26 protein-coding genes are annotated in these 21,937 nt (G+C 67.4%); 12 read left to right on the forward strand and 14 right to left on the reverse strand.

The window, feature by feature from the left end:
* Window positions 1-364: 364 nt before the first annotated feature.
* Window positions 365-1,459, reverse strand: a complete 1,095-nt coding sequence (gene dinB, locus WDC87_RS13390; RefSeq protein ID WP_088496438.1) for a DNA polymerase IV — start codon at window positions 1,457-1,459, stop codon at window positions 365-367.
* A 190-nt stretch (window positions 1,460-1,649) separates the two neighbouring features.
* Here dinB and fabA point away from each other — a divergent pair, with 190 nt between their 5' ends.
* The gene (gene fabA / locus WDC87_RS13395) at window positions 1,650-2,165 is read left to right on the forward strand and encodes a 3-hydroxyacyl-[acyl-carrier-protein] dehydratase FabA (protein WP_005415130.1); all 516 of its coding nucleotides are present in this window, start codon (window positions 1,650-1,652) and stop codon (window positions 2,163-2,165) included.
* Entirely contained in the window at window positions 2,165-3,373 is a 1,209-nt protein-coding gene (gene fabB, locus WDC87_RS13400; protein ID WP_005415129.1) for a beta-ketoacyl-ACP synthase I, read from the forward strand. The genes fabA and fabB overlap by 1 nt, the downstream gene beginning before the upstream one ends.
* 128 nt (window positions 3,374-3,501) lie before the next feature.
* Here fabB and WDC87_RS13405 read toward each other — a convergent pair whose 3' ends face one another.
* The 3 genes from WDC87_RS13405 to WDC87_RS13415 are packed head-to-tail and all read right to left on the reverse strand — an operon-like array spanning window position 3,502 to window position 5,944.
* Window positions 3,502-4,185 carry an HAD family phosphatase gene (locus WDC87_RS13405; protein WP_072167739.1) on the reverse strand — a complete coding sequence of 228 codons (684 nt, stop codon included), beginning with the start codon at window positions 4,183-4,185 and terminating at the stop codon, window positions 3,502-3,504.
* Window positions 4,182-4,883, reverse strand: coding sequence for a pseudouridine synthase (locus WDC87_RS13410; protein ID WP_252745124.1), 702 nt, complete (start codon window positions 4,881-4,883; stop codon window positions 4,182-4,184). Before WDC87_RS13410 ends, WDC87_RS13405 begins: the two co-directional genes overlap by 4 nt.
* Window positions 4,880-5,944, reverse strand: coding sequence for a class I SAM-dependent methyltransferase (locus tag WDC87_RS13415; protein WP_252745125.1), 1,065 nt, complete (start codon window positions 5,942-5,944; stop codon window positions 4,880-4,882). The genes WDC87_RS13410 and WDC87_RS13415 overlap by 4 nt, the downstream gene beginning before the upstream one ends.
* Window positions 5,945-6,102: 158 nt before the next feature.
* Between WDC87_RS13415 and WDC87_RS13420 the strand changes: the two genes are divergently transcribed.
* On the forward strand, window positions 6,103-6,366 hold the full coding sequence (locus tag WDC87_RS13420) for a hypothetical protein (RefSeq protein WP_005415125.1): 264 nt from the start codon (window positions 6,103-6,105) through the stop codon (window positions 6,364-6,366).
* A gap of 70 nt (window positions 6,367-6,436) precedes the next feature.
* Here WDC87_RS13420 and WDC87_RS13425 read toward each other — a convergent pair whose 3' ends face one another.
* Together WDC87_RS13425 and WDC87_RS13430 are read right to left on the reverse strand one after the other, a co-directional pair.
* Window positions 6,437-6,730 carry a DUF3247 family protein gene (locus tag WDC87_RS13425; protein WP_252745126.1) on the reverse strand — a complete coding sequence of 98 codons (294 nt, stop codon included), beginning with the start codon at window positions 6,728-6,730 and terminating at the stop codon, window positions 6,437-6,439.
* A gap of 43 nt (window positions 6,731-6,773) precedes the next feature.
* Window positions 6,774-8,762 carry an ATP-binding protein gene (locus tag WDC87_RS13430; RefSeq protein ID WP_005415123.1) on the reverse strand — a complete coding sequence of 663 codons (1,989 nt, stop codon included), beginning with the start codon at window positions 8,760-8,762 and terminating at the stop codon, window positions 6,774-6,776.
* Window positions 8,763-9,006: 244 nt separating this feature from the next.
* Here WDC87_RS13430 and WDC87_RS13435 point away from each other — a divergent pair, with 244 nt between their 5' ends.
* Complete coding sequence (locus WDC87_RS13435) at window positions 9,007-9,570, forward strand: DUF3016 domain-containing protein (RefSeq protein ID WP_032953886.1); 564 nt, start codon at window positions 9,007-9,009, stop codon at window positions 9,568-9,570.
* A gap of 95 nt (window positions 9,571-9,665) precedes the next feature.
* Here the strand turns inward: WDC87_RS13435 and alr are convergent, their stop codons facing one another.
* Entirely contained in the window at window positions 9,666-10,733 is a 1,068-nt protein-coding gene (gene alr / locus WDC87_RS13440) for an alanine racemase (protein WP_088496435.1), read from the reverse strand.
* The gene (locus WDC87_RS13445; protein WP_088496434.1) at window positions 10,712-12,016 is read right to left on the reverse strand and encodes a D-amino acid dehydrogenase; all 1,305 of its coding nucleotides are present in this window, start codon (window positions 12,014-12,016) and stop codon (window positions 10,712-10,714) included. Before WDC87_RS13445 ends, alr begins: the two co-directional genes overlap by 22 nt.
* A gap of 149 nt (window positions 12,017-12,165) precedes the next feature.
* Between WDC87_RS13445 and WDC87_RS13450 the strand changes: the two genes are divergently transcribed.
* Entirely contained in the window at window positions 12,166-12,645 is a 480-nt protein-coding gene (locus tag WDC87_RS13450; protein ID WP_005407919.1) for a winged helix-turn-helix transcriptional regulator, read from the forward strand.
* Between the two features lie 42 nt (window positions 12,646-12,687).
* Here the strand turns inward: WDC87_RS13450 and WDC87_RS13455 are convergent, their stop codons facing one another.
* Entirely contained in the window at window positions 12,688-12,867 is a 180-nt protein-coding gene (locus WDC87_RS13455; RefSeq protein ID WP_072167733.1) for a lana protein, read from the reverse strand.
* Window positions 12,868-13,010: 143 nt separating this feature from the next.
* Window positions 13,011-13,382 carry a classical arabinogalactan protein 4 gene (locus tag WDC87_RS13460; protein ID WP_111201836.1) on the reverse strand — a complete coding sequence of 124 codons (372 nt, stop codon included), beginning with the start codon at window positions 13,380-13,382 and terminating at the stop codon, window positions 13,011-13,013.
* A gap of 140 nt (window positions 13,383-13,522) precedes the next feature.
* Between WDC87_RS13460 and msrB the strand changes: the two genes are divergently transcribed.
* The 5 genes from msrB (at window position 13,523) to WDC87_RS13485 (ending at window position 16,758) form a co-directional block, all read left to right on the forward strand.
* The gene (gene msrB, locus WDC87_RS13465; RefSeq protein WP_005415117.1) at window positions 13,523-13,990 is read left to right on the forward strand and encodes a peptide-methionine (R)-S-oxide reductase MsrB; all 468 of its coding nucleotides are present in this window, start codon (window positions 13,523-13,525) and stop codon (window positions 13,988-13,990) included.
* Window positions 13,991-14,080: 90 nt separating this feature from the next.
* Complete coding sequence (gene motA, locus WDC87_RS13470) at window positions 14,081-14,935, forward strand: flagellar motor stator protein MotA (protein WP_005407915.1); 855 nt, start codon at window positions 14,081-14,083, stop codon at window positions 14,933-14,935.
* 3 nt (window positions 14,936-14,938) lie between these two features.
* Window positions 14,939-15,877: a flagellar motor protein MotB gene (gene motB / locus WDC87_RS13475; protein WP_088496432.1), complete on the forward strand. Its 939-nt coding sequence runs from the start codon at window positions 14,939-14,941 to the stop codon at window positions 15,875-15,877.
* A 97-nt stretch (window positions 15,878-15,974) separates the two neighbouring features.
* On the forward strand, window positions 15,975-16,469 hold the full coding sequence (locus tag WDC87_RS13480; protein WP_088496431.1) for a hypothetical protein: 495 nt from the start codon (window positions 15,975-15,977) through the stop codon (window positions 16,467-16,469).
* A gap of 13 nt (window positions 16,470-16,482) precedes the next feature.
* The gene (locus WDC87_RS13485; RefSeq protein ID WP_061478631.1) at window positions 16,483-16,758 is read left to right on the forward strand and encodes a DUF4031 domain-containing protein; all 276 of its coding nucleotides are present in this window, start codon (window positions 16,483-16,485) and stop codon (window positions 16,756-16,758) included.
* A 108-nt stretch (window positions 16,759-16,866) separates the two neighbouring features.
* Here WDC87_RS13485 and WDC87_RS13490 read toward each other — a convergent pair whose 3' ends face one another.
* Complete coding sequence (locus WDC87_RS13490) at window positions 16,867-17,409, reverse strand: hypothetical protein (protein WP_061478630.1); 543 nt, start codon at window positions 17,407-17,409, stop codon at window positions 16,867-16,869.
* Window positions 17,410-17,499: 90 nt separating this feature from the next.
* Between WDC87_RS13490 and WDC87_RS13495 the strand changes: the two genes are divergently transcribed.
* On the forward strand, window positions 17,500-17,748 hold the full coding sequence (locus WDC87_RS13495) for a DUF3297 family protein (protein ID WP_005415112.1): 249 nt from the start codon (window positions 17,500-17,502) through the stop codon (window positions 17,746-17,748).
* A gap of 148 nt (window positions 17,749-17,896) precedes the next feature.
* On the opposite strand, the gene WDC87_RS13500 is transcribed toward WDC87_RS13495, so the two are convergent.
* The 3 genes from WDC87_RS13500 to WDC87_RS13510 all read right to left on the reverse strand — a co-directional run bounded on the left by WDC87_RS13500 (window position 17,897) and on the right by WDC87_RS13510 (window position 20,894).
* Window positions 17,897-19,546, reverse strand: coding sequence for a Na+/H+ antiporter (locus WDC87_RS13500; RefSeq protein WP_088496430.1), 1,650 nt, complete (start codon window positions 19,544-19,546; stop codon window positions 17,897-17,899).
* Window positions 19,547-19,663: 117 nt separating this feature from the next.
* Window positions 19,664-20,452, reverse strand: coding sequence for a class III extradiol ring-cleavage dioxygenase (locus tag WDC87_RS13505; RefSeq protein ID WP_072167728.1), 789 nt, complete (start codon window positions 20,450-20,452; stop codon window positions 19,664-19,666).
* Between the two features lie 31 nt (window positions 20,453-20,483).
* Entirely contained in the window at window positions 20,484-20,894 is a 411-nt protein-coding gene (locus WDC87_RS13510; RefSeq protein WP_061478627.1) for a DoxX family protein, read from the reverse strand.
* A gap of 96 nt (window positions 20,895-20,990) precedes the next feature.
* Between WDC87_RS13510 and WDC87_RS13515 the strand changes: the two genes are divergently transcribed.
* The gene (locus WDC87_RS13515) at window positions 20,991-21,872 is read left to right on the forward strand and encodes a LysR family transcriptional regulator (RefSeq protein ID WP_088496429.1); all 882 of its coding nucleotides are present in this window, start codon (window positions 20,991-20,993) and stop codon (window positions 21,870-21,872) included.
* Window positions 21,873-21,937 lie beyond the last annotated feature (65 nt).

Consider the following 21,937-nt stretch of genomic DNA (forward strand, 5'->3'; position numbering starts at 1 on the left):
CCCCCCCCCCCCCCCCCCCCCCCCCCCCCCCCCCCCCCCCCCCCCCCCCCCCCCCCACAAAAATAAAAACACCACAGCCCCACAACAGCTTTATGTGGTTGTATGGGGATCGTTTATTTTTAATACAGATTGGGGGGGGGGGGCGGGGGGGGGGGGGGGGGGGGGGGGGGCGAACCCACCCCGCCCCAGCCGGCCGGGCCCCCCCCCCCCCCCCCCCCCCCCCCCCCCCCCCCCCCCCCACCCCGCCTTCGACAGTTTCCCGCTATCTGTCGGAACCTGCTGCTGATGGTGGGTGCCGACCGTTGGTCGGCACGGGGTCAGAGCCCGTTGCTGCGCAACGGGCTCTGACCCCACTATTTGATGATTAGGTATCTGTGGGATTGTTCATGTCGTGCTCGAACAATTCCCCCTGCACCACCGGTTCCTTTTCGCGGAAGCCGCCCAGCCCGACACCCACCAGCCGATAGCGCGTCTCCGCTGGCAGGTCGACGCGGGCGCGCAGGGCCAGTGCGATGTCGCGCAGTTCTTCCATCGACTCCGGCGGACGTTCCGGGGTGAAGCTGCGGGTGAGAATGCGGAACTGCGCGGTTTTCAACTTCAGCACCACGGTATGGCCGACACGCTCGGTCTTGCGGGTCGCCTTCCAGGTCTTCTCTGCCAGCTGCACGATGGCCTCGGTCAGGTCTTCCAGCAGCAGGTCTTCGGCGAACGTGTCCTCCGAGGAAATCGACTGCACCTGCTGGTCCGGTTCCACCGGCCGCTCGTCGATGCCGCGTGCGCGGTTGTACAGGCTGCGGCCGAAACTGCCGAACGCTTCTTCCAGATCGATCAGTGCCCACTGCCGCAGGTCGCCGCAGGTGGCGATGCCGCGCGCGGCCAGCTTGCCTTCCATCACCTTGCCGACGCCAGGCACCCGGCTCACCGGCAACGGCAGCAGGAAGGCGTCCACCCGCTGCGGCGGAATCACGAACTGGCCATCGGGCTTGCGCCAGTCCGAGGCGATCTTGGCCAGGAACTTGTTCGGCGCGATCCCGGCTGAAGCAGTCAGGTTGGTCTCCTCACGGATCTGCATGCGGATGGTACGGGCGATATCGGTCGCCAGTTCGATGCCGCTCTTCGGCTCGGTCACGTCCAGGTAGGCTTCGTCCAGCGACAACGGCTCAACCAGGTCGGTGTGGCGCAGGAAGATCTCGCGCACCTGGCGTGACACCGCCTTGTAACGTGCGAAGTCGGGCGGCACGAAGATCGCATCCGGGCACAGGCGTTCGGCCCGCACTGCCGGCATGGCCGAACGCACGCCGAACACGCGTGCCTCGTACGATGCCGCGCACACCACCGAGCGTGCGCCGCGCCATGCCACAACCACCGGCTTGCCGCGCAGTGACGGATCGTCGCGCTGCTCCACCGACGCGTAGAACGCGTCCATGTCAACGTGGATGATCTTGCGCAGTCGGGTCATGTCAGGTGGAAAAGTCGGGGCCGGGCCGGGTGGGCCACACGCCGAAGTATGGTCGTTGCACATCAACAGGATGCGCGTATTCCCTTGAAAACACTACGGTTGCGTACGGTTGAAATGTTTGATCGGCGCAGTTTCCACGGGCATTCTCGGGCGCTTGTTTCCCTGTTCTCCGCTTCCAGGATTGTGCTTCATGACCCGTCTCCACGCGTTCAACCGCGAACAGCTGCTGGCCAGCGCACGCGGTGAACTGTTCGGCACCGCCGCCGGCCGTTTGCCCAACGACCCGATGCTGATGTTCGACCGCATCACCGACATCCGAGAGGACGGCGGACCGCATGGCAAGGGCATGGTACGCGCCGAACTGGATATCCGCCCGGACCTGTGGTTCTTCGGCTGCCACTTCATCGGCGACCCGGTGATGCCAGGCTGCCTGGGCCTGGATGCCATGTGGCAGCTGACCGGCTTCTTCCTGACCTGGCTGGGTGCACCCGGCAAGGGCCGCGCGCTGGGCTGTGGCGAGGTGAAGTTCACCGGCCAGGTATTGCCGGACGCCAAGCTCGTACGCTACGAGATCGACATCAGCCGGGTCATCAACCGCAAGCTGGTGATGGCCCAGTCGGACGCCCGCATGTACGTGGACGACCGCGAAATCTACAGCGCGCGCGACCTGCGCGTCGGCCTGTTCACCGAAACCGGGAGCTTCTGATGCGTCGCGTCGTCATCACCGGCATGGGCATCACGTCCTGCCTCGGCAATGATCTGGATACCGTTTCGGCCGCGCTGCGTGAGGGACGCTCGGGCATCACCGCCTTGGCCGACCACGCCGAAGCAGGCCTGCGCAGCCAGGTCGGTGGCCGCGTCGACCTCGACCTGGACGCCTTGATCGACCGCAAGCAGAAGCGCTTCATGAGCGACGCGGCGGCCTTCGCCTACCTGGCCATGCGCGATGCCATCGCCGATGCCGGGCTCAGCCCCGAGCAGGTCAGCAGCCTGCGCACCGGCCTGATCGCCGGTTCCGGTGGCGGCTCCAGCGAATGGCAGATCGGTGCCGTCGACCTGCTGCGCGAACGTGGCGTGCGCAAGGTCGGCCCATACATGGTGCCGCGCACGATGTGCTCGACGGTCTCGGCCTGCCTGGCCACGGCCTACCAGATCAAGGGCGTCAGCTACTCGCTGTCGGCTGCCTGCGCGACCTCGGCGCATTGCATCGGCGCCGCTGCGGACATGATCCGGCACGGTGCGCAGGACATCATGTTCGCCGGCGGTGGCGAAGACCTGCACTGGTCGATGAGCGTGATGTTCGACGCGATGGGTGCCCTGTCGACCAGCTTCAACGAAACCCCGGCCAGTGCCTCGCGCCCGTACGACAAGGACCGCGACGGCTTCGTCATTGCCGGTGGTGGCGGCATGCTGGTGCTGGAGGATTACGACCACGCCGTCGCACGCGGTGCCCACATCCATGCCGAGCTGATCGGCTATGGCGTCACCTCCGACGGTGCCGACATGGTGGCGCCCTCCGGTGAAGGTGCGGTGCGCTGCATGAAGATGGCGCTGCAGGGTGTCGATCGCCCGCTGGACTACCTGAACACCCACGGCACCTCGACCCCGCTTGGCGATGTCACCGAGCTCAACGCGATCCGCGAAGTGTTCGGCGATGCGGTGCCGCCGCTGTCTTCGACCAAGGCGTTGTCCGGGCACTCGCTCGGTGCAGCCAGCGTGCACGAGGCGATCTACTGCCTGCTGATGATGCGCGATGGCTTCGTTGCCGGTTCGGCCAACATCGGCGAGCTGGACCCGAAGGTGGAGAGCTTCCCGATCCTGCGCGAGAGCCGCGAGCAGAAACTGGATACGGTGATGTCCAACAGCTTCGGCTTCGGTGGCACCAACGCCGCGCTGGTGTTCGGGCGGGTGTGATGGGGACGGGCGTGCCGACCAACGGTCGGCACCCACCCAAGGATGTAGAGCCGAGCCATGCTCGGCTCTGTGCCAACCAAGGTTGGCACCTACCGGGGCACTGGGCCGACCAACGGTCGGCACCCACCTTACTTCGGCAGCAACGGCAGCAGCAGCGCGTGCGCGTCCACCAGGGATCCAACGATGCGGTGGCCCAGGGCACGCAGCTCTTCATCCGGATGCACCAGGTCCGGCACCTGGATCACGGTCATGCCAGCCGCCAGCGCCGCGCGCGTACCGGCCGGTGAATCCTCCAGCGCCAGGCAACGCCCGGGCACCTGCCCCAATCGCTGCGCGGCCAGCAGGTAGATATCCGGCGCCGGCTTCGGCCGCGCCACGTCGCCACTGGTGATCACCGCATCGAAATACGGCAGCAGGCCAGCAGCGGCCAGCTTGCGGTTGGCCCGCGGCTGCCGCGTGGTGGTGGCCACCGCCCGCGGTACCGCGTGCACTTTCAGCAGCTCCAGCAGTTCCAGGATGCCTGGACGCAACGGCAACCCGGTCTGCGTACGTGCCTCATACAGGTCGTGGCAACGTGCGGCCACCGCATCGATCACGCTGTCCTCGATGCCCTGCGCGCGCAGCAGCGCGTGCGAATCGCGGTCGCCGAGGCCGACCATGCGCAGGAACACCGCCTCGTCCAGGCCCAGCCCGAATTCATCGGCGGCCTGGCCCCAGCAGGCCAGCGAGACACGCTCGCTGTCGATCATCAGGCCGTCCATGTCAAAGATGACGGCGTCGGGAAGAAACGGCAGCGCAGCGATGGGGGTCATGGAGCGAACAGCGTATCCAGGTCGGTAGGGGTGAGCTGCCGCCATTGCCCTTCGTCCAGCCCCTGCAGGTCCAGCTCGCCGACGCGGCTGCGGTGCAGGGCCTGCACGTGGTTGCCGGTGGCGGCGAACATGCGGCGTACCTGATGGTAGCGGCCTTCGTGCAGCACCAGCCGCGCACGGCGCGCATCCAGCACTTCCAGTTCAGCCGGCAGCAGGGGCGTCTTCTCCGATTCCAGCATCAGCGTGCCGCTGGCGAACAGCGCCACCTCGTCGCCGCGCAGGTCCTCGCTCAACTCGACCTCATAGACTTTCGGCAGCTTCGACTTCGGCGAGATGATCCGGTGCAGCAGGCCACCATCGTCGGTCAGCAACAGCAGGCCACTGGTCTCGCGGTCGAGGCGGCCGACCGTGGACAGCACCGGATCGCGGTCGCGGAAGCGCGGCGGCAACAGGTCGTAGATAAGGCGCCCGGTGTCCTTGGTCGAACAGGTGTAGCCAGCCGGCTTGTGCAGCAGGATCGACAGCCCCGGCGGTGGGTCCAGCGGCTCGCCATCGACCCGGATGGCGTCATGCGGCACCTGGTCGTCGGCATACAGCACCTCGCCATCGGCGTCGGTGACGCGGCCTTCGCGGAACATCCATTGCACCTGCTTGCGGCTGCCATAGCCCAGGTTGGCGATGTGCTTGACCAGCTTCACTTGCCCTTCCCCTTCACGGCTTCCACCAGCTTGAAACCGTCGCGCTCGGCGACCACGCGCACCGCGCCGAAGCTGTCGTTGAGGGTGTGCTCGTAAGGCAGGTGGCGGTTGGCCACCACGTACAGGCGCCCGCCCGGGCGCAACGCCTGCGCAGCCACGGCGATGAAGCGCTGGCCGATGTCCGGGCGGTCAGCGCGCGAAGGCGTGTGGAACGGCGGGTTGCTGATGATGACGTCGTAGCCCGGCTCGATGCCGGCGGTGACGTCCTGCCACAGGAAACGCAGCGGCAGCGGTCGCGGCGGCGGCGCCAGATTGAGCTCGGCCAGTGCCAGCGCGCGCTGCTCGGCCTCGTACAGGTCCAGCGCGGTGATCTTCGGGCAGCGTTCCAGAAGTTCGCGCGACAGATAGCCGTAGCCCGCGCCGAGGTCGGCGGCGCGTCCGGCCAGGTCGGCCGGCAGGTGCTCGGCCAGCAGCGCCGACGCCGGATCGATGCGATCCCAGGCGAACACGCCCGGGCGGCTGAGGAAGCGACCGCCCACGATCGGGCGCACCGCATCCAGCGCCGACCAGCGCTTGGCCAGGTCAACGTCGTGCCGGCCCTGCAGCGGGGCGGTCCAGTACACGCGGCAGTGGCTCTTGGTCAGGCAGCCACCGAGGCCGGCCAACTGCTTGAGGTCGCCCTCGCCCGAACGCGCACCTTCGTTGTTGGACTGGCAGGCAACGATGCGGCCGCCATCGGCGACCAGCGCCAGCGCACGGGCGAACAGCGCACGGGCTTCTTCGCGCTGGCGCGGCGGCAGCACCAGCACCAACGGGTAGCGGCCCTTGCCGGCCGCGTCATCCAGCTGGCCGCTGACGGTCCAGCCGGCAGCCTGCTGCAGCGGTTGCGCGAACGGGGCGAAGCTCTGTTCGCAGTGCACCTCGCGGTTGCCGGCCACTTCGCGCAATGGCCAGCCATCGCGGGCACGCAGGAAGGCCACCGGGCCCTCCGGCCAGCGCAGGGCGCCTTGGGAGAACGGCAGGAGCAGGGTCTGCAGGGGGGCGTCGTCGCTGGAGGCCATCGGCGCGGGTACTTCAAGCGTGAGGGCCGTCCATTGTACCGGCTTGGCCGGGCCGGCCCCGGCGGCCCGCTTTGCGAAACCCGAACGGGGCCTTGATCCGCCAGAAACATTGAAACGTTCAGGGTAGAGGCTCCCCCCGGAAACCCAGGAGAACCTGCATGCGAGCCTTGTTCGTCGGTGGCGTGGTCGACAACAGTGAAATGGACCTGGAAGGCAGCCATCCGCCCGTGCACTACCCCGAGGACACCGGCGGCGGCCACTCGCGCTACCGGCTGCATCAGATCGGTCATGGTGCCGACGGCAGCGTTGCCTACGCCGTCTATGGGGCACCGGACCTGGCCGATGACGAGGTGGCGAGGGTTGCAGAGGAGCGTGCGTACGCACGCCGATTCGAGGCGACGCCGACGTTGTTCGAGCACTGACACATCCGTAGCGCCCGAGCCCACGCTCGGGCGGCGGCAGAGCCGAGCGTGGGCTCGGCTCTACACCGGATCAAGGCGCCTTGGGTGGCAGGCGGTTGATACTGGCGATTTCATCCAGCCACACATGGTGCTGCTGCACCGGCGTGTCGTAGTCATCCAGGCGCAACTGGCCGTTGCTGCCTTCATCACCAGTGGCGTTGCGGTATTGCTGCACAGTTGGCCTCACCGCCACCGTGCCGAGCAGGCGGCGGCCATCGTGCAGAATCAGTTCCACCTGCGTTTCGCCATCCAGCTGCGGCAGCAGGGCTTCCAGGCGCGCGATCTGCGCCGGATCGGTGTGGATACGTGGAGCTATACGGGACATCGGCGACCTCCTGACTGGAGGGTCGCCTATCGGCCGTGAATGTTCAGTGCAGCGCGCTGTCCGCGCGCGGCACCTGCACCTTGCGCACGGCAGCCACCAGCTGCGCTACCGAGTACGGCTTGGCCACATGCTCCTGGAAGCCCGAGGCCAGCGCGCGGCGACGGTCGTCGGCACGCGCCAGTGCAGTCACCGCCACCGCAGGCAAGGTCGCCGCATCCACGCCCATGTCCTCGCGCAAGGTGCGCACCAGCCCATAGCCATCCATGCCCGGCATGCCGATGTCGGTCAGCAGCACGTGGTATTGCAGGTGGCCGGTGTCGGCCAGCAGTGCCAGCGCTTCGCCGGCCGAACTGGCCGCAGACACGCTGGCGCCCTGCTCTTCCAGCATGCGCCGCAAGTACTCCAGCACTTCCGGCTGGTCTTCCACCGCCAGCACATGCATGCCGCGCAGCGGATACGGCTCGACGATCACCGGCTCCAGGATCGGCCCGCTGATCACTTCGCGCAGCGGCCGCCGTTCGGCATCGGGAACATGCTGGGGCAGGCGCACGGTGAAGGTCGCGCCGTGGCCGTGACCCTCGCTGGCCGCAGTGACCGTGCCACCATGCAGTTCGACCAGCTGCTGCACGATCGCAAGGCCCAGGCCCAGGCCGCCATGGCGGCGGGTGGTGGTGCCGTCAGCCTGGCGGAAGCGGCTGAACAGATGATTGAGGAATTCGGGTGCGATGCCATCACCGCTGTCACGCACGGTGATCTCCCAGTAGTTGCCGTCGGCCCGCAGCTGCAGGTCGATGCGGCCTTCAGCCGGGGTGAACTTGATCGCGTTCGAGAGCAGGTTCCAGAACACCTGCTGCAGGCGCGTGGCGTCGCCCAGCACCAGGCTGGGTTGCGTGGGCAGCTGCAGGTGCACGTCCAGCGCCTTGCCTTCGGCCACCAGTTCCTGCGCGCCGATCGCCTCACCCAGCACCGCGCACAGGTCCAGCACTTCCACCTCCAGCTGCACCTTGCCCAGCAGCATGCTGCTGAGGTCGAGCATGTCCGAGATCAGCCGCTTCTGCGCACCGGCGCTGTTGGCGATCACGTTCAGGCCCTTGTACAGCGGACTGGTGTTGTCCACTCGCTGCAGAAGCAATTCGCTCCAGCCGAGGATGGTGGTCAACGGCGTACGCAGCTCATGCGACAGCGTGGCCAGGAATTCATCCTTCAGCCGCGCCATGTTTTCCGCAGCACTGCGCGCGGCACGCTCGGACTGCAGCAGTTCCTCGCGGGCCAGCTCGATCTCGCGGCGTTCGGTCACGTCCGGGCTGCTGCCGGCCAGGCCGATGAAGCGGCCCATGCGCGAGAAGCGCGGGCGGGCGTTCATCTCCAGCCAGCGCCACTGGCCATCGGCACGGCGTGCGCGCACCAGCGCATGCATCGAGCGCTGCGCCTTCAATGCTTCCTGCAGTTCGTACTCGAAGACCGATGCGTCGTCCGGATGCACCAGGCCGCGCCAGACGTCCTCCGGCACGCGCGTCTCGTCACCGCCGAAGAACTCGCTGAAGGCACTGTTGACGAAACGGGCATGGCCGCGCTCGTCCAAGACCCACACCGGCATCGGCAGGCCGTCGGCCAGCGCACTGAAGCGGGCTTCGCTTTCGCCCAGCTCCACTTCCATCTGCTTGCGTGCGGTGATGTCGAAGAACAGGATGCCGACCTTGTCCTCGCCCGGCCGGCCCACGCGCACCGCATCCACCGCGAACGAGCGGCCCAGCGCACGCGCTTCCATCTCGAACTGGGCCGGGCGGCCGCTGCGTGCGACCTCGCCATAGATGCGGAACCAGTCCTGCTCATGGCCGGGCTCCAGCGCCGTCATGCGCTTTCCACGCGCATCCTTCAGCCCGGTGTGGCGCTCGAAGGCATCGTTGACCTCGATGAAGCGGTAGTCGACCGCACGATCACCCTCGAACAGCACCTGGATCACGCAGAAACCGGCGTTGATGCGCTCAAGCACGCCATGATGCAGGTCGGGTTCGGGCGCCGGCACCGTCATCGGTGGGCGCTCCACAAGGGGCGGCAGTGTGGACAAGGGTGTCTGTGCAGGCCAGGTTGGAGGCACAGCATCTTCCAAAGGGCGTATTCACAGCGTCAAGCGCCGTCAGTCATGGTTGACGTCGATGAATTGGCGGCAACCGCTCTTGCAGACGACGCATGCGGCCATTGCCGACACCGGGAAGCAGGATCACACTCGATCTGTGATCAACATCGCCCCCATCGAGGGGACGCAGGAGACCGTGATGAAACGCTCACTCGCGATTGCCCTGTTGGCAGGCGCCCTGGCGGCGGGCGGCGCCAGCGCGGCCCCGCGCACCGTGACCGACCCGGAAGCTCCCCGCGCATTGCAGGCCGATGGCCCGGTCAGCGTGAAGTGGGACGATCCGGCCAAGTTCACCGAAATCCGCCAGAGTACCAACCGCTTCGAAGCCGAGCGTGGCGACTGGGTGCAGCAGCTGGCACGCTACCTGCAGACCGCTGCCGCCAAACCGCTGCAACCGGGACAGACGCTTGATGTGACCCTGGTCGACATCAAGCGCGCCGGTGACTACGAGCCGTGGCACGGCCCGCGCGGCCGCGACATCCGGATCATGCGCGACATCTACCCACCGCGGATCAGCCTGCAGTACACGCTGAAGGACGCCAGCGGCCGCATCATCAGCGAGGGCGACGCGCGCCTGAGCGATACCGGCTACCTGCACAACATCGGCCTGAAGAGCGACAGCGATCCACTGCGCTACGAAAAGCGCCTGATCGACGACTGGGTGAAGCGGCAGCTGACAGCGCAGGCCACCGCAGCACGGTAGGCCGTAGGCCCATCGGCAGGTGTCGACCTTGGCCGACACGCATTCACAGCGCCGACCAGGGTCGGCCGCTACGGAAGCCGAGCCTGCGCTCGGCTCTACACGTACACCTTCGCCACGCGCTTGACCGCGCACGGCAGCTGGTAGGCACTGACGCCACAGCGCGGCGCCAGCTCCGACAGCGTCGGCGCGGAGCCCCACAGCTCCACCACGCTGCCGATGCCGGCCTGCGGATGCGCGGTCAGGTCCACCGTCAACATGTCCATCGACACGCGCCCGATCAGCCCGCCGGGCTGGCCGTCGATCAGCACCGGGGTGCCATTCGGGGCGAACTGCGGGTAACCGTCGGCATAGCCAAGCGCGACCACGCCCACGCGGGTGCGCGCCTTGGCCACGAAGCGCGCGCCATATCCCACCGGTTCACCGGCTTCAATCCAGCGATCGGCGATCACCTTGGACTGCATCGTCATCACCGGGCGCAGTCGCGCGGTCAACGCGGTGTCATCCGGCAGCGGGTTGGCGCCGTACAGCATCAGGCCCGGGCGCACCCAATCGCTGCGCACCTCCGGCCAGCCCAGCAGCGCCGGCGAGTTGCACACGCTGGTCTCGCCCTCCAATCCATCAATGGCGCGCGCGAAGGTTGCGGCCTGCTCGCGGGTGCGCTCGCTGTCCAGTTCGTCGGCACGTGCCAGATGGGTCATCAGCACGATGCGCTCGACCTGCGGCAGCGCCGACAGGCGTGCATGCGCCGCGCGGAAGCTGTCCACGTCCAGGCCGAGGCGGTGCATGCCGCTGTCCAGCTTCAGCCACACCGTCAACGGGCGCGGGCTGTCGAACGCCGCCAGTGCCTCCACTTGCCACGGCGAACCGACGGCGAACCAGAAGTCATGCTCAGCCACCAGCGCCATGTCGCTGGGCTCGAAGATGCCTTCCAGCAGCAGGATCGGCGCACGGATGCCGGCCTGGCGCAGCTCCAGTGCCTCTTCGATGGTGGCCACGCCGAATCCATCGGCCTCGCCCTCCAGCGCCTGCGCACAGCGCACCGCGCCATGCCCATAGGCATCGGCCTTGATGATCGCCAGGGCCTTGCCACCGCCCAGTTCACGGGCGAGCCGGTAGTTGCTGCGCAGGGCGCCCAGATCGATCAGCGCGCGGGCAGGACGCATGTGCGGTTCTCGAGTTGCGGCGCGTGACCGTACTGGCCGTAGCGGAAAATATCCAGGCCTTCGGTGCTGATCTGCGGCTGTCGCGCGCTCATCAGGTCGGCAAGGTAGCGGCCTGAGCCGCAGGCCATGGTCCAGCCCAGCGTGCCGTGTCCGGTATTGAGGTACAGGTTGCGGAACGGCGTGGCGCCGATCACCGGCGTACCGTCCGGCGTAGCCGGGCGCAGGCCGGTCCAGAACTGCGCGCGCGACAGGTCGCCGCCCTTCGGATAGAGATCCCTGACCACCAGTTCCAGGGTCTCGCGGCGGCGCTGCGACAGCGACAGGTCGAAGCCGGCCACTTCGGCCATGCCGCCGACACGGATGCGGTCGTCGAAGCGGGTCACCGCCACCTTGTAGCTCTCATCGAGGATGGTCGAGGTCGGCGCCATTGCCGGGTCGGTGATCGGCAGGGTCAGCGAATAGCCCTTCAGCGGGTACACCGGCAGGCGCATGCCCAGCGGTGCAACCAGCGCTGGCGAGTAGCTGCCAAGCGCAACCACGAAGCGGTCGGCGGTTTCCAGCTTGGCGTCGATGCGCACGCCGGTGATGCGGTCGCCATCGAATTCCAGGCCGGTGATGTCCTGGTCGAAGCGGAATTCGACGCCGGCATCCACGCACATCTGCGCCAGGCGGCGGGTGAACAGCTGGCAGTCGCCGGTCTGGTCACGCGGCAGGCGCAGCGCGCCGACCAGGCCATCGACGTGGGCCAGGGCCGGTTCGGCCTGGATGATGCCGGCGCGGTCCAACACCTCGTACGGCACGCCGTACTGGGCCAGGATCTCGATGTCCTGCGCCGAGGCATCCAGCTGCTGCTGGGTGCGGAACAACTGGGTGGTGCCCAGGTCGCGGCCTTCGAATTCGATGCCGATCTGCGCGCGCAGCTCGTTCAGGCAGTCGCGGCTGTACTCGGACATGCGCACCATGCGCGCCTTGTTGATCGCATAACGCTCGTGGGTACAGTTGCGCAGCATCTGCCACAGCCAGCGGTACTGGGCCAGGTCCATGCCCGGCTTGATCGCCAGCGGCGCGTGTTTCTCGAACAGCCAGCCGATCGCCTTCTTCGGCACGCCCGGCGCCGCCCACGGCGAGGTGTAGCCGAACGACAGCTGGCCGGCATTGGCGAAGCTGGTCTCCAGCGCTGGGCCGGGCTGGCGGTCGATGACCGTGACTTCAAACCCGGCCTGTCGCAGGTACCAAGCACTGGTAGTGCCGATCACGCCGCTGCCGAGAACTAGGACTCGCATGGGACTTCTCCAACCCGATCATTCCCTGCACTGGAGCGTGCCGGGGCCATAATTGGGGAAGTATAGACAGCCAATACCAGTTGATTTGCCTGAATTGAAATCAACCGGCAGGATGTTCTCCTGCAATTCATTCCCCAAGGTTGACGGCCATGGCCACCCGTACCCGCGAACTGGACAAGATCGACCGCAAGATCCTGCGCATCCTGCAGGCCGAAGGCCGCATCTCCTTCACCGAGCTGGGCGAGCGGGTCGGCCTGTCGACCACCCCGTGCACCGAGCGGGTACGCCGCCTGGAACGCGAAGGGGTAATCACCGGCTATCACGCCCACCTCGACCCGGCCGCGGTGAAGGCCAGCCTGCTGGTGTTCGTGGAGATCAGCCTGGCCTACAAGTCCGGCGACATCTTCGAGGAATTCCGCCGCGCCGCGCTGAAGCTGCCCAACGTGCTGGAATGCCACCTGGTTTCGGGCGACTTCGATTACCTGCTGAAAGCACGGATCAGTGAAATGGCCTCCTACCGAAAGCTGCTCGGCAGCACGTTGCTGACACTGCCGCATGTACGTGAGTCGAAGAGCTACATCGTGATGGAAGAGGTGAAGGAGACGCTGAGCCTGCCGATTCCGGATTGAAGCTGGGAACCGGTTGGGGTCAGAGCCCGGTCATGGCGACAGTCAGCGCTGCTGCGGATGCTTCTGCGAGCGCTGTTCCTGCTGCTTGCCGCCCTTGTGCGGCGGCTGCGGCTCCATCTGCTGTTGTTGCTGTTGCTGCTGCGGGTTACGGCCCTGCGGTTCCTTGCCGGGATGACGGTTCTGCTGGTTTTTCATGGTCGCGATCCAGTGGACGAAGGACATGCGGCGGCGGAATGCCGGCGCAGGGCCACGGTGGTCCCGCAACGGTTAATCGCAGGCGAAAAAGCAGTGATCGGCTGGATGCTGTTTTCGTGCGTTCAGCCCGCTCAGCGTCAGCCAGCAGCAAACCCTGGTGGCACCAGGGCTCAGCGCTTGATCTGCTGCCCGTCGCCGGCCGGCACGCTGTCGTAGTAGCGGCCGGTGCGCGAATCGAACACGCGGTTCGGGCCGGCCGGGCGCACGCCGGGAACAATGCGGCCATTGCGGTCATAGACCTTGTCGGCCGGCTTCGGTACCGGTGCCGGCGCGACCCGGGCCGGACCGGTGGACTTGATCGGCTGCACCGGCTGCGGCGACGGCAGCACCTGCGGTTGCGGGCGAGCGGCCTGTGGCGGTGGTGCCACGGGCTGCGGCGCCACGGTGGTCGCGCTGCGGGTCGCAGTCGGGTCGGCGGTCGGCACCTGCGCCAGCGCGACGATGGGCAACAGGGCCAGCAGCAGGGGAAGGATTGGTTTCATGGCACGCTCCGGCGTGGATCGCGTTCACCTTGCGCCCGCCCCTGTGTGCCGCCCATGAACGGCCATCACACTTGCAAGGTTGCGCTTTCACCCCCACGTTTTCCGCCATCCCCAGGCCATCGACCCCACGGAGCGCCGCCATGACCGCCTTCGACCTGACGCCCCCCACTGCCACCCAGACCGAGGCGCTGATCGCTGGCCTCAGCAGCGAGGAGCGCCGCGTGCTGCTGCAGCACGGCACCGAGGCGCCGTTCTGCGGCGTGTTCCTCGACAACAAGCGCGAGGGGGTCTACTGCTGCAGGCTGTGCGCGCTGCCACTGTTCCGCTCCAGCACCAAGTTCGATTCCGGCACCGGCTGGCCCAGCTTCTTTGCGCCGTTCGACCCGGCGCACGTGCGCGAGATCCGTGATACCAGCCACGGCATGGTGCGCACCGAGATCACCTGCGCGCGCTGCGGCAGCCACCTGGGCCACGTGTTCCCGGACGGCCCGCCGCCCACCTACGAGCGCCACTGCCTGAACTCCGTCTCACTTTCCTTCACCGGCAATGGCGAGCCCTGGCCCGATCCGTTGCAGCGTGGCGGCGCAGAAAGCGGCGTTGCGGGCTGAAACACCCCGCTGACCGATTTCACAGATTCCCTCTTCAGAAAACCGGGCGACGGGCCGACAAGGAGATATCCCCTCTCCTTGCGTCGCCCCATGCTCATCATCGTTGGATTCCTGGTCGTCATCATCAGCGTGATCGGGGGCTACCTCGGTGCCCACGGCCGCCTGGGTGCCCTCTGGCAGCCCTATGAGCTGGTCATCATCGGCGGCGCCGCGCTCGGCGCCTTCCTGGTCGGTACCCCGGCCAAGACGGTCAAGCAGACCCTGCAGGCCATGGTGGGTGTGTTCAAGGGCCCGCGCTACAAGCAGCAGGACTACATCGATGTGCTCAGCCTGCTCTATGAACTGCTCAACAAGGCCCGCCGCGAAGGCTTCATGGCGTTGGAAGACCATGTCGAGCGCCCGGCCGAAAGCGCGCTGTTCGGCAACTACCCCAAGGTGCAGGCCGACCACCACCTGATCGACTTCATCACCGACTGCCTGCGCCTGATGATCGGCAGCAACATCGAGCCGCATGAGCTGGAACCGCTGCTGGAACTGGAGCTGGAAAAGCACCACGCCGAGGCCATGGCACCCTCACAGGTGCTGACCAAGGTCGCCGACGGGCTGCCCGGTTTCGGCATCGTCGCCGCGGTGCTGGGCATCGTCATCACCATGGGCTCGATCGGTGGCGACATCGTCGAGGTCGGTGGCCACGTGGCCGGTGCGCTGGTCGGCACCTTCCTCGGCATCCTGCTGGGCTACGGCTTCGTCGGCCCGATGGCAGCCGCGATGGAAGCGCGCGCCGAGCAGGACAGCCGCATCTACGAATCGGTCAAGACCGCCCTGCTGGCCTGCCTGCGCGGTTACAACCCGAAGATCGCGCTGGAGTTCGCCCGCAAGACGCTGCCGTCGAACGTGCGCCCGGCCTTCTCCGATTTCGAGCAGCACCTGAAGACGGTCAAGTAAGCCATGGCCGAGACCAAGCCCACCGTCATCGTCCGCCGGGTCAGGAAGGCCGGCCACGCCGCCCATCATGGTGGTTCGTGGAAGGTGGCCTATGCCGACTTCGTGACCGCGATGATGGCGTTCTTCCTGGTGCTGTGGCTGATGGCCACCACCAACAAGAACGACCGTGCGGCCATTTCCGAGTACTTCCGCAACCCCAGCCCGTTGAGCGGTCAGAGCGCCACGCCGGCGCCCGGCATGGCCGGCCCGGGCGGCGCCAGCACCTCGATGATCAAGCTGGGCGGTGCCACCGACATTTCGCGTGGCAACAGCAACGACCCGTTCCAGAACCAGAAGGAAGCGGTACCGCAGCCGGTGGACCAGCAGCAGCGCGACAAGCAGCAGCTGGAAGCACTGATGAAGGAGCTGCAGGAAGCGATCAGCAGGAGCCAGGCCCTGGAGCCGTTCAAGGATCAGCTGCTGCTGGACCTGACCCCGGAGGGCCTGCGCATCCAGATCGTGGACAAGCAGAACCGGCCGATGTTCGACCTCGGCAGCGCCACGCTGAAACCGTACACGCAGCAGATCCTGCACGAGCTGGCCAACTACCTGAACCACGTGCCGAACCGGATCAGCCTGACCGGCCACACCGACATCACCGCCTATTCGGCTGCACGTGGCTACGGCAACTGGGAACTGAGCGCCGATCGTGCCAATGCCGCCCGCCGCGCGCTGGTGGACGGCGGCCTGGAGGACAACAAGATCACCCGCGTGGTCGGCCTGTCTTCATCGGTGCTGTTCGACAGGGCCGACCCGCAGAACCCGGTCAACCGCCGCATCAGCATCGTGGTGATGACCCGGGCCGCCGAAGCGGCCGCCTTGGCCGGTGCCGGTCCGCAGGTGGGGCTGTCGGCGCCGACCGCCGACCCGGACGTGCAGGCCGCGCAGGGTAAGGCGCACTGAACCGGGGTCAGATCCCTTTCCCCTGGAAAGGGATCTGACCCCACCTGCGTGCGGCCGCTACAATGGCGGTCTTTCCGTTTCCAGGTGACCCCACCCCATGTCCCAGAACTCCAAGGCCAAGCGCGACAAGCGCAAGAAGCAGCAGGCCAAGCGCCCGTTCCTGCGCCTGAATGCCCAGCAGCAGGTGCAGAACCATGCCGTGCTGACCAACGAAGACGGCCAGGTGGTGGCGGCCATCGGCCTGCAGGGCCGTGAATGGCTGCTGGCCATCGGCGGCCAGACCATGGGCAACGCCGAGAACCCGGTGCCGATGCTGGCCATGCTCAAGCACCTGGCCAACGTGCAGGAGAAGGAAGGCCGTAAGGTCAACCTGGAGTACTCCGAACTGCTGCAGAAGCTGCTGGACACCCTGGCCGCCGAATCCGGCCAGACCGCTGACGAGTACCTGGACAAGCTGGTGTCCGAGTTCGAGACCGTGGAAGCCGAAGAAGGCGAAGAAGCCGCTGAGGCCGCCGAAGGCGATGTGGTTGAAGCTGCTGCCGACGCCGAGGCCACCCCGGTCGCTGACAGCGACAGCAAGCCGCAGGCCTGAACCGGCCGCGGCGGTGACGGTCTACGTCGATGACGCGGTGCATCCCTGGCGCGGACAGCGCTGGGCGCACCTGATGGCCGACACCCTGGCCGAGCTGCACGCGATGGCGGCGCAGCTCGGCATCCCACCGCGGGCCTTCCAGAACAAGGCCAGCGGTGCCCATTACGATGTCACGGTCGAGCTGCGCGCGCAGGCGATCGCGCTTGGCGCACGAGCGATTTCCCGGCACACCGAGCGCGAACTGGTCAAGGCGGTGATCGCCAACGCCCGGGCGCAATACCGGCCATAGGCTCGGCTGCCGTTTACCTCCTGTAGAGCCGGGCCGATGCTCGGCTGCTCTACGCGAAATGCAGCCGAGCGTGGGCTCGGCTCTACATGCGCAGCGCTGCCTGCCCGCTCAGAACGGGTCGCTGCCCAGCCGGATTTCCACGTTCAGCAGCGAGCACAGCGCCAGCATCGCGTCGTCGTCACGGGTCAGCGCCATCACGCCGGTGAAGCCGTCGCTGCCGGCATCCACGCTCCACAGCGTGTAGTTGTGCTCGCGCAGGCGGTCGAAGGCGGTGGCCATCAGCTGCACGCCGTCCAGGCCTTCGGCAAAGTCCTCGTCGTCCAGGTCGCCACCCCAGTCCAGCTGCAGGTTGAAGCGCGCCGACAGCTCGTTGACCGCCGACTGCAGCGATTCCAGGTCGTCGCGCTCCACATCGAAACCGGACTGCCAGGCGATGGCGGTGAACAGCGCCGGCAGCCAGTCGCTGTCCGCTTCCAGCGGCTGCCCGTCCTCGGACAGGTGCTCGCGCCAGCGGTTGAACTGCTGCAGGGCCAACTCTTCGTCGCCCGGGTTGATCAGCACCAGCAGGTTCCAGACCCGCGCCTCGAATCCATCCTCGTCGAAGTCGTGGATGTCTTCCTCGAAGTCGAAATAGTCGCTGTTGTCGGGCATGGCGGAACGTCCTCTGGGGCAGGCCGGCATTCTACGGTTTATCCTGTGCCGCTGAAGCCGGCCTTGGTGGCCGTCACTGTGAATGAAGCGATGAGCGATACCCCTCCCGACCACCTGGCGATCAACCCGGCCAGCCCCTTCCATGATGCGCAGGCGCTGGAGCGCGGCGTCGGCGTGCGTTTCAACGACGTCGAGCGCGACAACGTCGAGGAATACTCGGTCAGCGAAGGCTGGATCCGCGTGCAGGCCGGCAAGGCCCGCGACCGCCGCGGCAACCCGATGACGATCAAGGTCAAGGGGAAGGTCGAGGTGTATTTCCTGGACCAGAAGCCGGAATAACCGGCACCGGCATGTAGAGCCGAGCCTGTGCTCGGCTGCTTTTCGTTCCGGGTTCATGACGCCTGAAGCAAGCGCAGCCGAGCATGGGCTCGGCTCTACATGCCAGGGCGGAATCCGCGTCAGCGTCTGCAACGCCCGGTCCCAGGCGTCATTCGCGCTTGCGCGATTCCAGCAGGTCCAGGTTGCGGATCAGGCGCCGCGAGATCTCATCGGAGATCACCCCGCGCCGGGTCAACCGGAACAGTTCCTCGCGCTCGGCATTGAGGCCGGCGCTGCGCAGCTGGCGGTACCCCAGCTCCATGCGCCGCACCTTCTCCGGGTCCACGTCGGGCCCATCGTTGTCCTTCTCCAGGTGCCGCTGGTACAGCAGGCTCACCCGCGAGGCAGCGTCGTTGTACAGCTGCACGTTCTCGGTGTTCTGGTTCATCACCAGCTGCTGGCGCATGCGCTCGACCCCGGCCAGCGCGGCCTTTGACGACAGCCGGCGTGCCAGGTCCTCTTCCTTGCGCTCGCCCGAATCGGCCGGCAGCTGCAGGCCCTTCAGCAGCTGCGGCAGCGCCACGCTGGCGCCGACCAGCGAGAACAGGATCACCGCCGCGGCCAGGAAGATCACCAGGTCGCGCGCCGGGAACGCGCTGCCATCAGGCAGGAACAACGGCAGGGTCAGCACGCCGGCCAGGGTGATCGCACCGCGCACGCCGGCCACCGAGGTCGCCACCACGATGCGCCAGTTCGGTGCCTCGCCGCGTTCCAGGCCTCGGCGGCGTGCACGCAGCAGGTTCCAGCGCAGCGACAGCCATACCCACAGCAGGCGCAACAGGATCAGTGCCAGGTTGATCACCACTACGTACACCAGCAGCCACCACGCGCTCTGGTGGCCGGTCTCGTTCATGGTGGTGGTGGCACGTTCGACAATACCGGGCAGCTGCTCGCCCAGCAGCACGAACATGATGCCGTTGAAGCTGAACTGCAGCATGTTCCAGACGCCCGCGCGCTGTACGCGCATGCTGCCGGAGACACGGCCGGTCAGCTCGACGTAGCTCATCGCGATACCGGCGGCGACTGCGGCGAGGATGCCCGAGGCATGGATTTCTTCGGCCAGCAGGTAGGCCGCGAACGGGATCAGCAGGTTGACCAGCATCGCCGCACCCGGTTCCTCGCCGAAGCGGCGCCACAGCCAGCGCTGGAACGTGGACACGCCGAGGGTAACCGCCACGCCCACGGCCAGGCCGGCCACCGCCACCCACACGAAGGTCAGCGAGGCCGTGGCCAGCGAGAAGGAACCGGTCATCACCGCCGCCACCGCGAAGCGGAAGCAGACCAGGCCGGACGCATCGTTGAGCAGCGACTCGCCTTCCAGGATGTGCATCAGTCGCTTGGGAATCGGTGCCTTGGAAGCGATCGCGCCGACCGCCACCGGATCGGTCGGCGAGACGATGGCCGCCAGCGCAAAGCACACCGCCAGCGGCATCACCGGAATCATCCAGTGGATCAGCAGGCCGGCACCGATGACGGTGAACACCACCAGGCCGAACGCCAGCTCGAGGATCGCGCCCTTGTCGCGGAACAGGCCCTGCTTGGGGATGCGCCAGCCATCCAGGAACAGCAGCGGCGGCAGGAACAGCAGGAAGAACACTTCCGGCTCCAGCGCGTGGCCGCGGTTGAACACCCCGGCGATGACCGCGCCCAGGCCGATCTGCACCAGCGGCAGCGGCAACGAGAACGGGAGGACGCGAACCAGGTAGCCGCTGGCGACAACGGCCACCAGCATCGCCAGGACGACTTCAATGGTATGCATGCTTCTTCCAGGAAGCGGCGCGCGGGGAGGCTCGAAGGCCAGCGCCGGAAACCCGGAAAAAACTACCACATGCGGCCATGAGCGCGACGGCCGGGGCGGTCGCGCGTCAGCCCCGGCTCATGCCCCGTCGAAGCGGTACAGGTCCATGGCGAGGAAGCCGGCATCGATGCCGGCATCGATGCGGCGCGCACCGAAGCTGTCCTCGCCGGCTGCGCCCATCGCGAAGAACAGCGGCAGCAGGTGCTCGTCGGTCGGGTGCGCGCGTTCGGCGAACGGCGCCTGCCGGCGGTAGTCGAACAGGGCCTGGCGATCATCGGCGGCCAGGCGCTGTTCCACCCATTCGATGAAGGGCCGCACGTACGGCGCTTCCTTGCCGTCCTGGTAGTCGCCCCAGTCGTGCAGGTTGTGGGTGATGCTGCCCGAGCCGACCAGCAGCACGCCCTGCTCTCGCAGTGGCGCCAGCGCGCGGCCCAGCGCGAACTGGTGCCCGGGGCCGAGCAGCGGCTGGATCGACAGCGGCACCACCGGGATGTCGGCTTGCGGGCGCAGCAGCCGCAGCGGCACCCACGCGCCATGGTCGAGGCCACGCTCAGGGTCGAGCGCCACCGGCAGGCCGGCAGCGGCGATGCGGCCGGCCACTTCTTCGGCCAGCGCCGGATCGCCCGGCGCCGGGTACTGCAGTTCGAACAGTGCGCGCGGGAAGCCGCCGAAGTCATGGATCGTCGGCGGCTGCGGATGCGCGCCGACCTGCGGCTGCCGCCCCAGCCAGTGCGCCGAGGCCATCACGATGGCGCGCGGCGTCGGCAGGTCGCGCGCCAGCTCGGCCAGGCGCACGCCGACCTGGCCCGGATGCAGGGCGGTCATCGGCGAACCATGGGAGATGTACAGCGAAGGCAGGCGGGACATGGAATCCTCCGGTTGCAGGGTCAGGCGGCGATCAGCGCGAACGCAGGGTCCACTTGCCGTCGCCGACCAGGAACAGCACCACCAGCGCCAATGCCCAGAACGCCGGGTATTCCCAGCCGCCGCCGGCATTGGCGAAACCGAAGCCGTTGGCGCCGTGCACGGTGACGATGGTGCCCAGCAGCAACGGGACGCCGGCCAGGCCCACCCAGCGCGCGTAGATGCCCAGCAGCAGCGCAGTGGTGATCACCAGCTCGGCGCCGATGGTGAGGTAAGCCAGCACGCCGGGCAGGCCCAGCGATTCGAAAAATGCCGCCGTACCGGCCGGGGTGAATACCAGCAGCTTGATCAGCGCATGGACCAGGAACAGCACGCCCAGGGCCAGGCGCAGCAGGGTGGCACCGTACGGGGCCAGCGGCGAGACAGGAGCGGTCGTGGTGTGCATGGCAAAGCACCTTGACGGGAGTGGAGACAGGTTATTGCGCCTTCATGAGACGATAAATACGATCGTTTGACCTTATTTATTTCAGAAGGCGCAACAATGGACACCCTCGAGGCGATGCGCGTGTTCGTAGCGGTGGTCGAGCGCAACGGCTTCAGTGCCGCGGCACACGCCCTGGACATGTCGACCGCCGGCGTCACCCGCCAGGTCGCGGCACTGGAAAAGCGCCTGTCCACCCGCCTGCTCCACCGCACCACGCGGCGGGTCAGCCCCACCAGCACCGGCGCCGCCTATTACGCCCAGTGCGTGCGCCTGCTGGCCGAGTTCGACGCGCTGGAGGCCAGCATCGGCGCGCAGGCGCTGGAACCCTCCGGCACGCTGCGCATCAACGCACCGGTCAGCTGGGGCATCGCCCGCCTTGGCCCGTTGCTGGCCAGCTACCGCGAGCGCTTCCCGCAGGTGGAACTGGATCTGGCCCTGTCCGACCGCCTGGTGGACATGGTCGAAGAAGGCTACGACGTGGCCATCCGCATCACCCGCGAGCCGAGCCCGGCGCTGATCGCGCGCCGGCTGGGCGAATCGCGGGTGAGCCTGTGCGCGGCGCCGTCCTACCTGGCTGCACGCGGCACCCCACAGACGCCGCAGGACCTGCAGGATCACGCGTGCCTGAGCTACAGCTACTGGGCCGCTGGCGACCACTGGCCGCTGCAGGGACCCGGCGGTGAAGTGAAGGTGGCGGTGAACAGCCTGCTGCACGCCAACAACGGCGACGTGCTGCGCGAAGCGGCGATTGCCGGCATGGGTGTGATCCTGCAACCCGACTTCCTGCTGAAAGACGCGCTGGCCGATGGCCGCCTGGTGCGCGTGCTACCGGAATGGGAGGCCTCGCCGATCGGCATCTTCGCGGTGTATGCCAGCCGTAGCCACCTGGCGCCGAAGGTGCGCAGTTTCATCGACCACCTGGTGGAGGCCGGGGTGTAGCCGAGTCTCGCGCTTGCCGGCCAGCGGCCGGCACTACCGTCATGCTTCCGTCTGATGCTTGCCGG

The sequence above is a fragment of the Stenotrophomonas maltophilia group sp. Smal12 genome (genome assembly GCF_037079935.1).
GTDB classification, from domain to species: Bacteria; Pseudomonadota; Gammaproteobacteria; order Xanthomonadales; family Xanthomonadaceae; genus Stenotrophomonas; species Stenotrophomonas sepilia.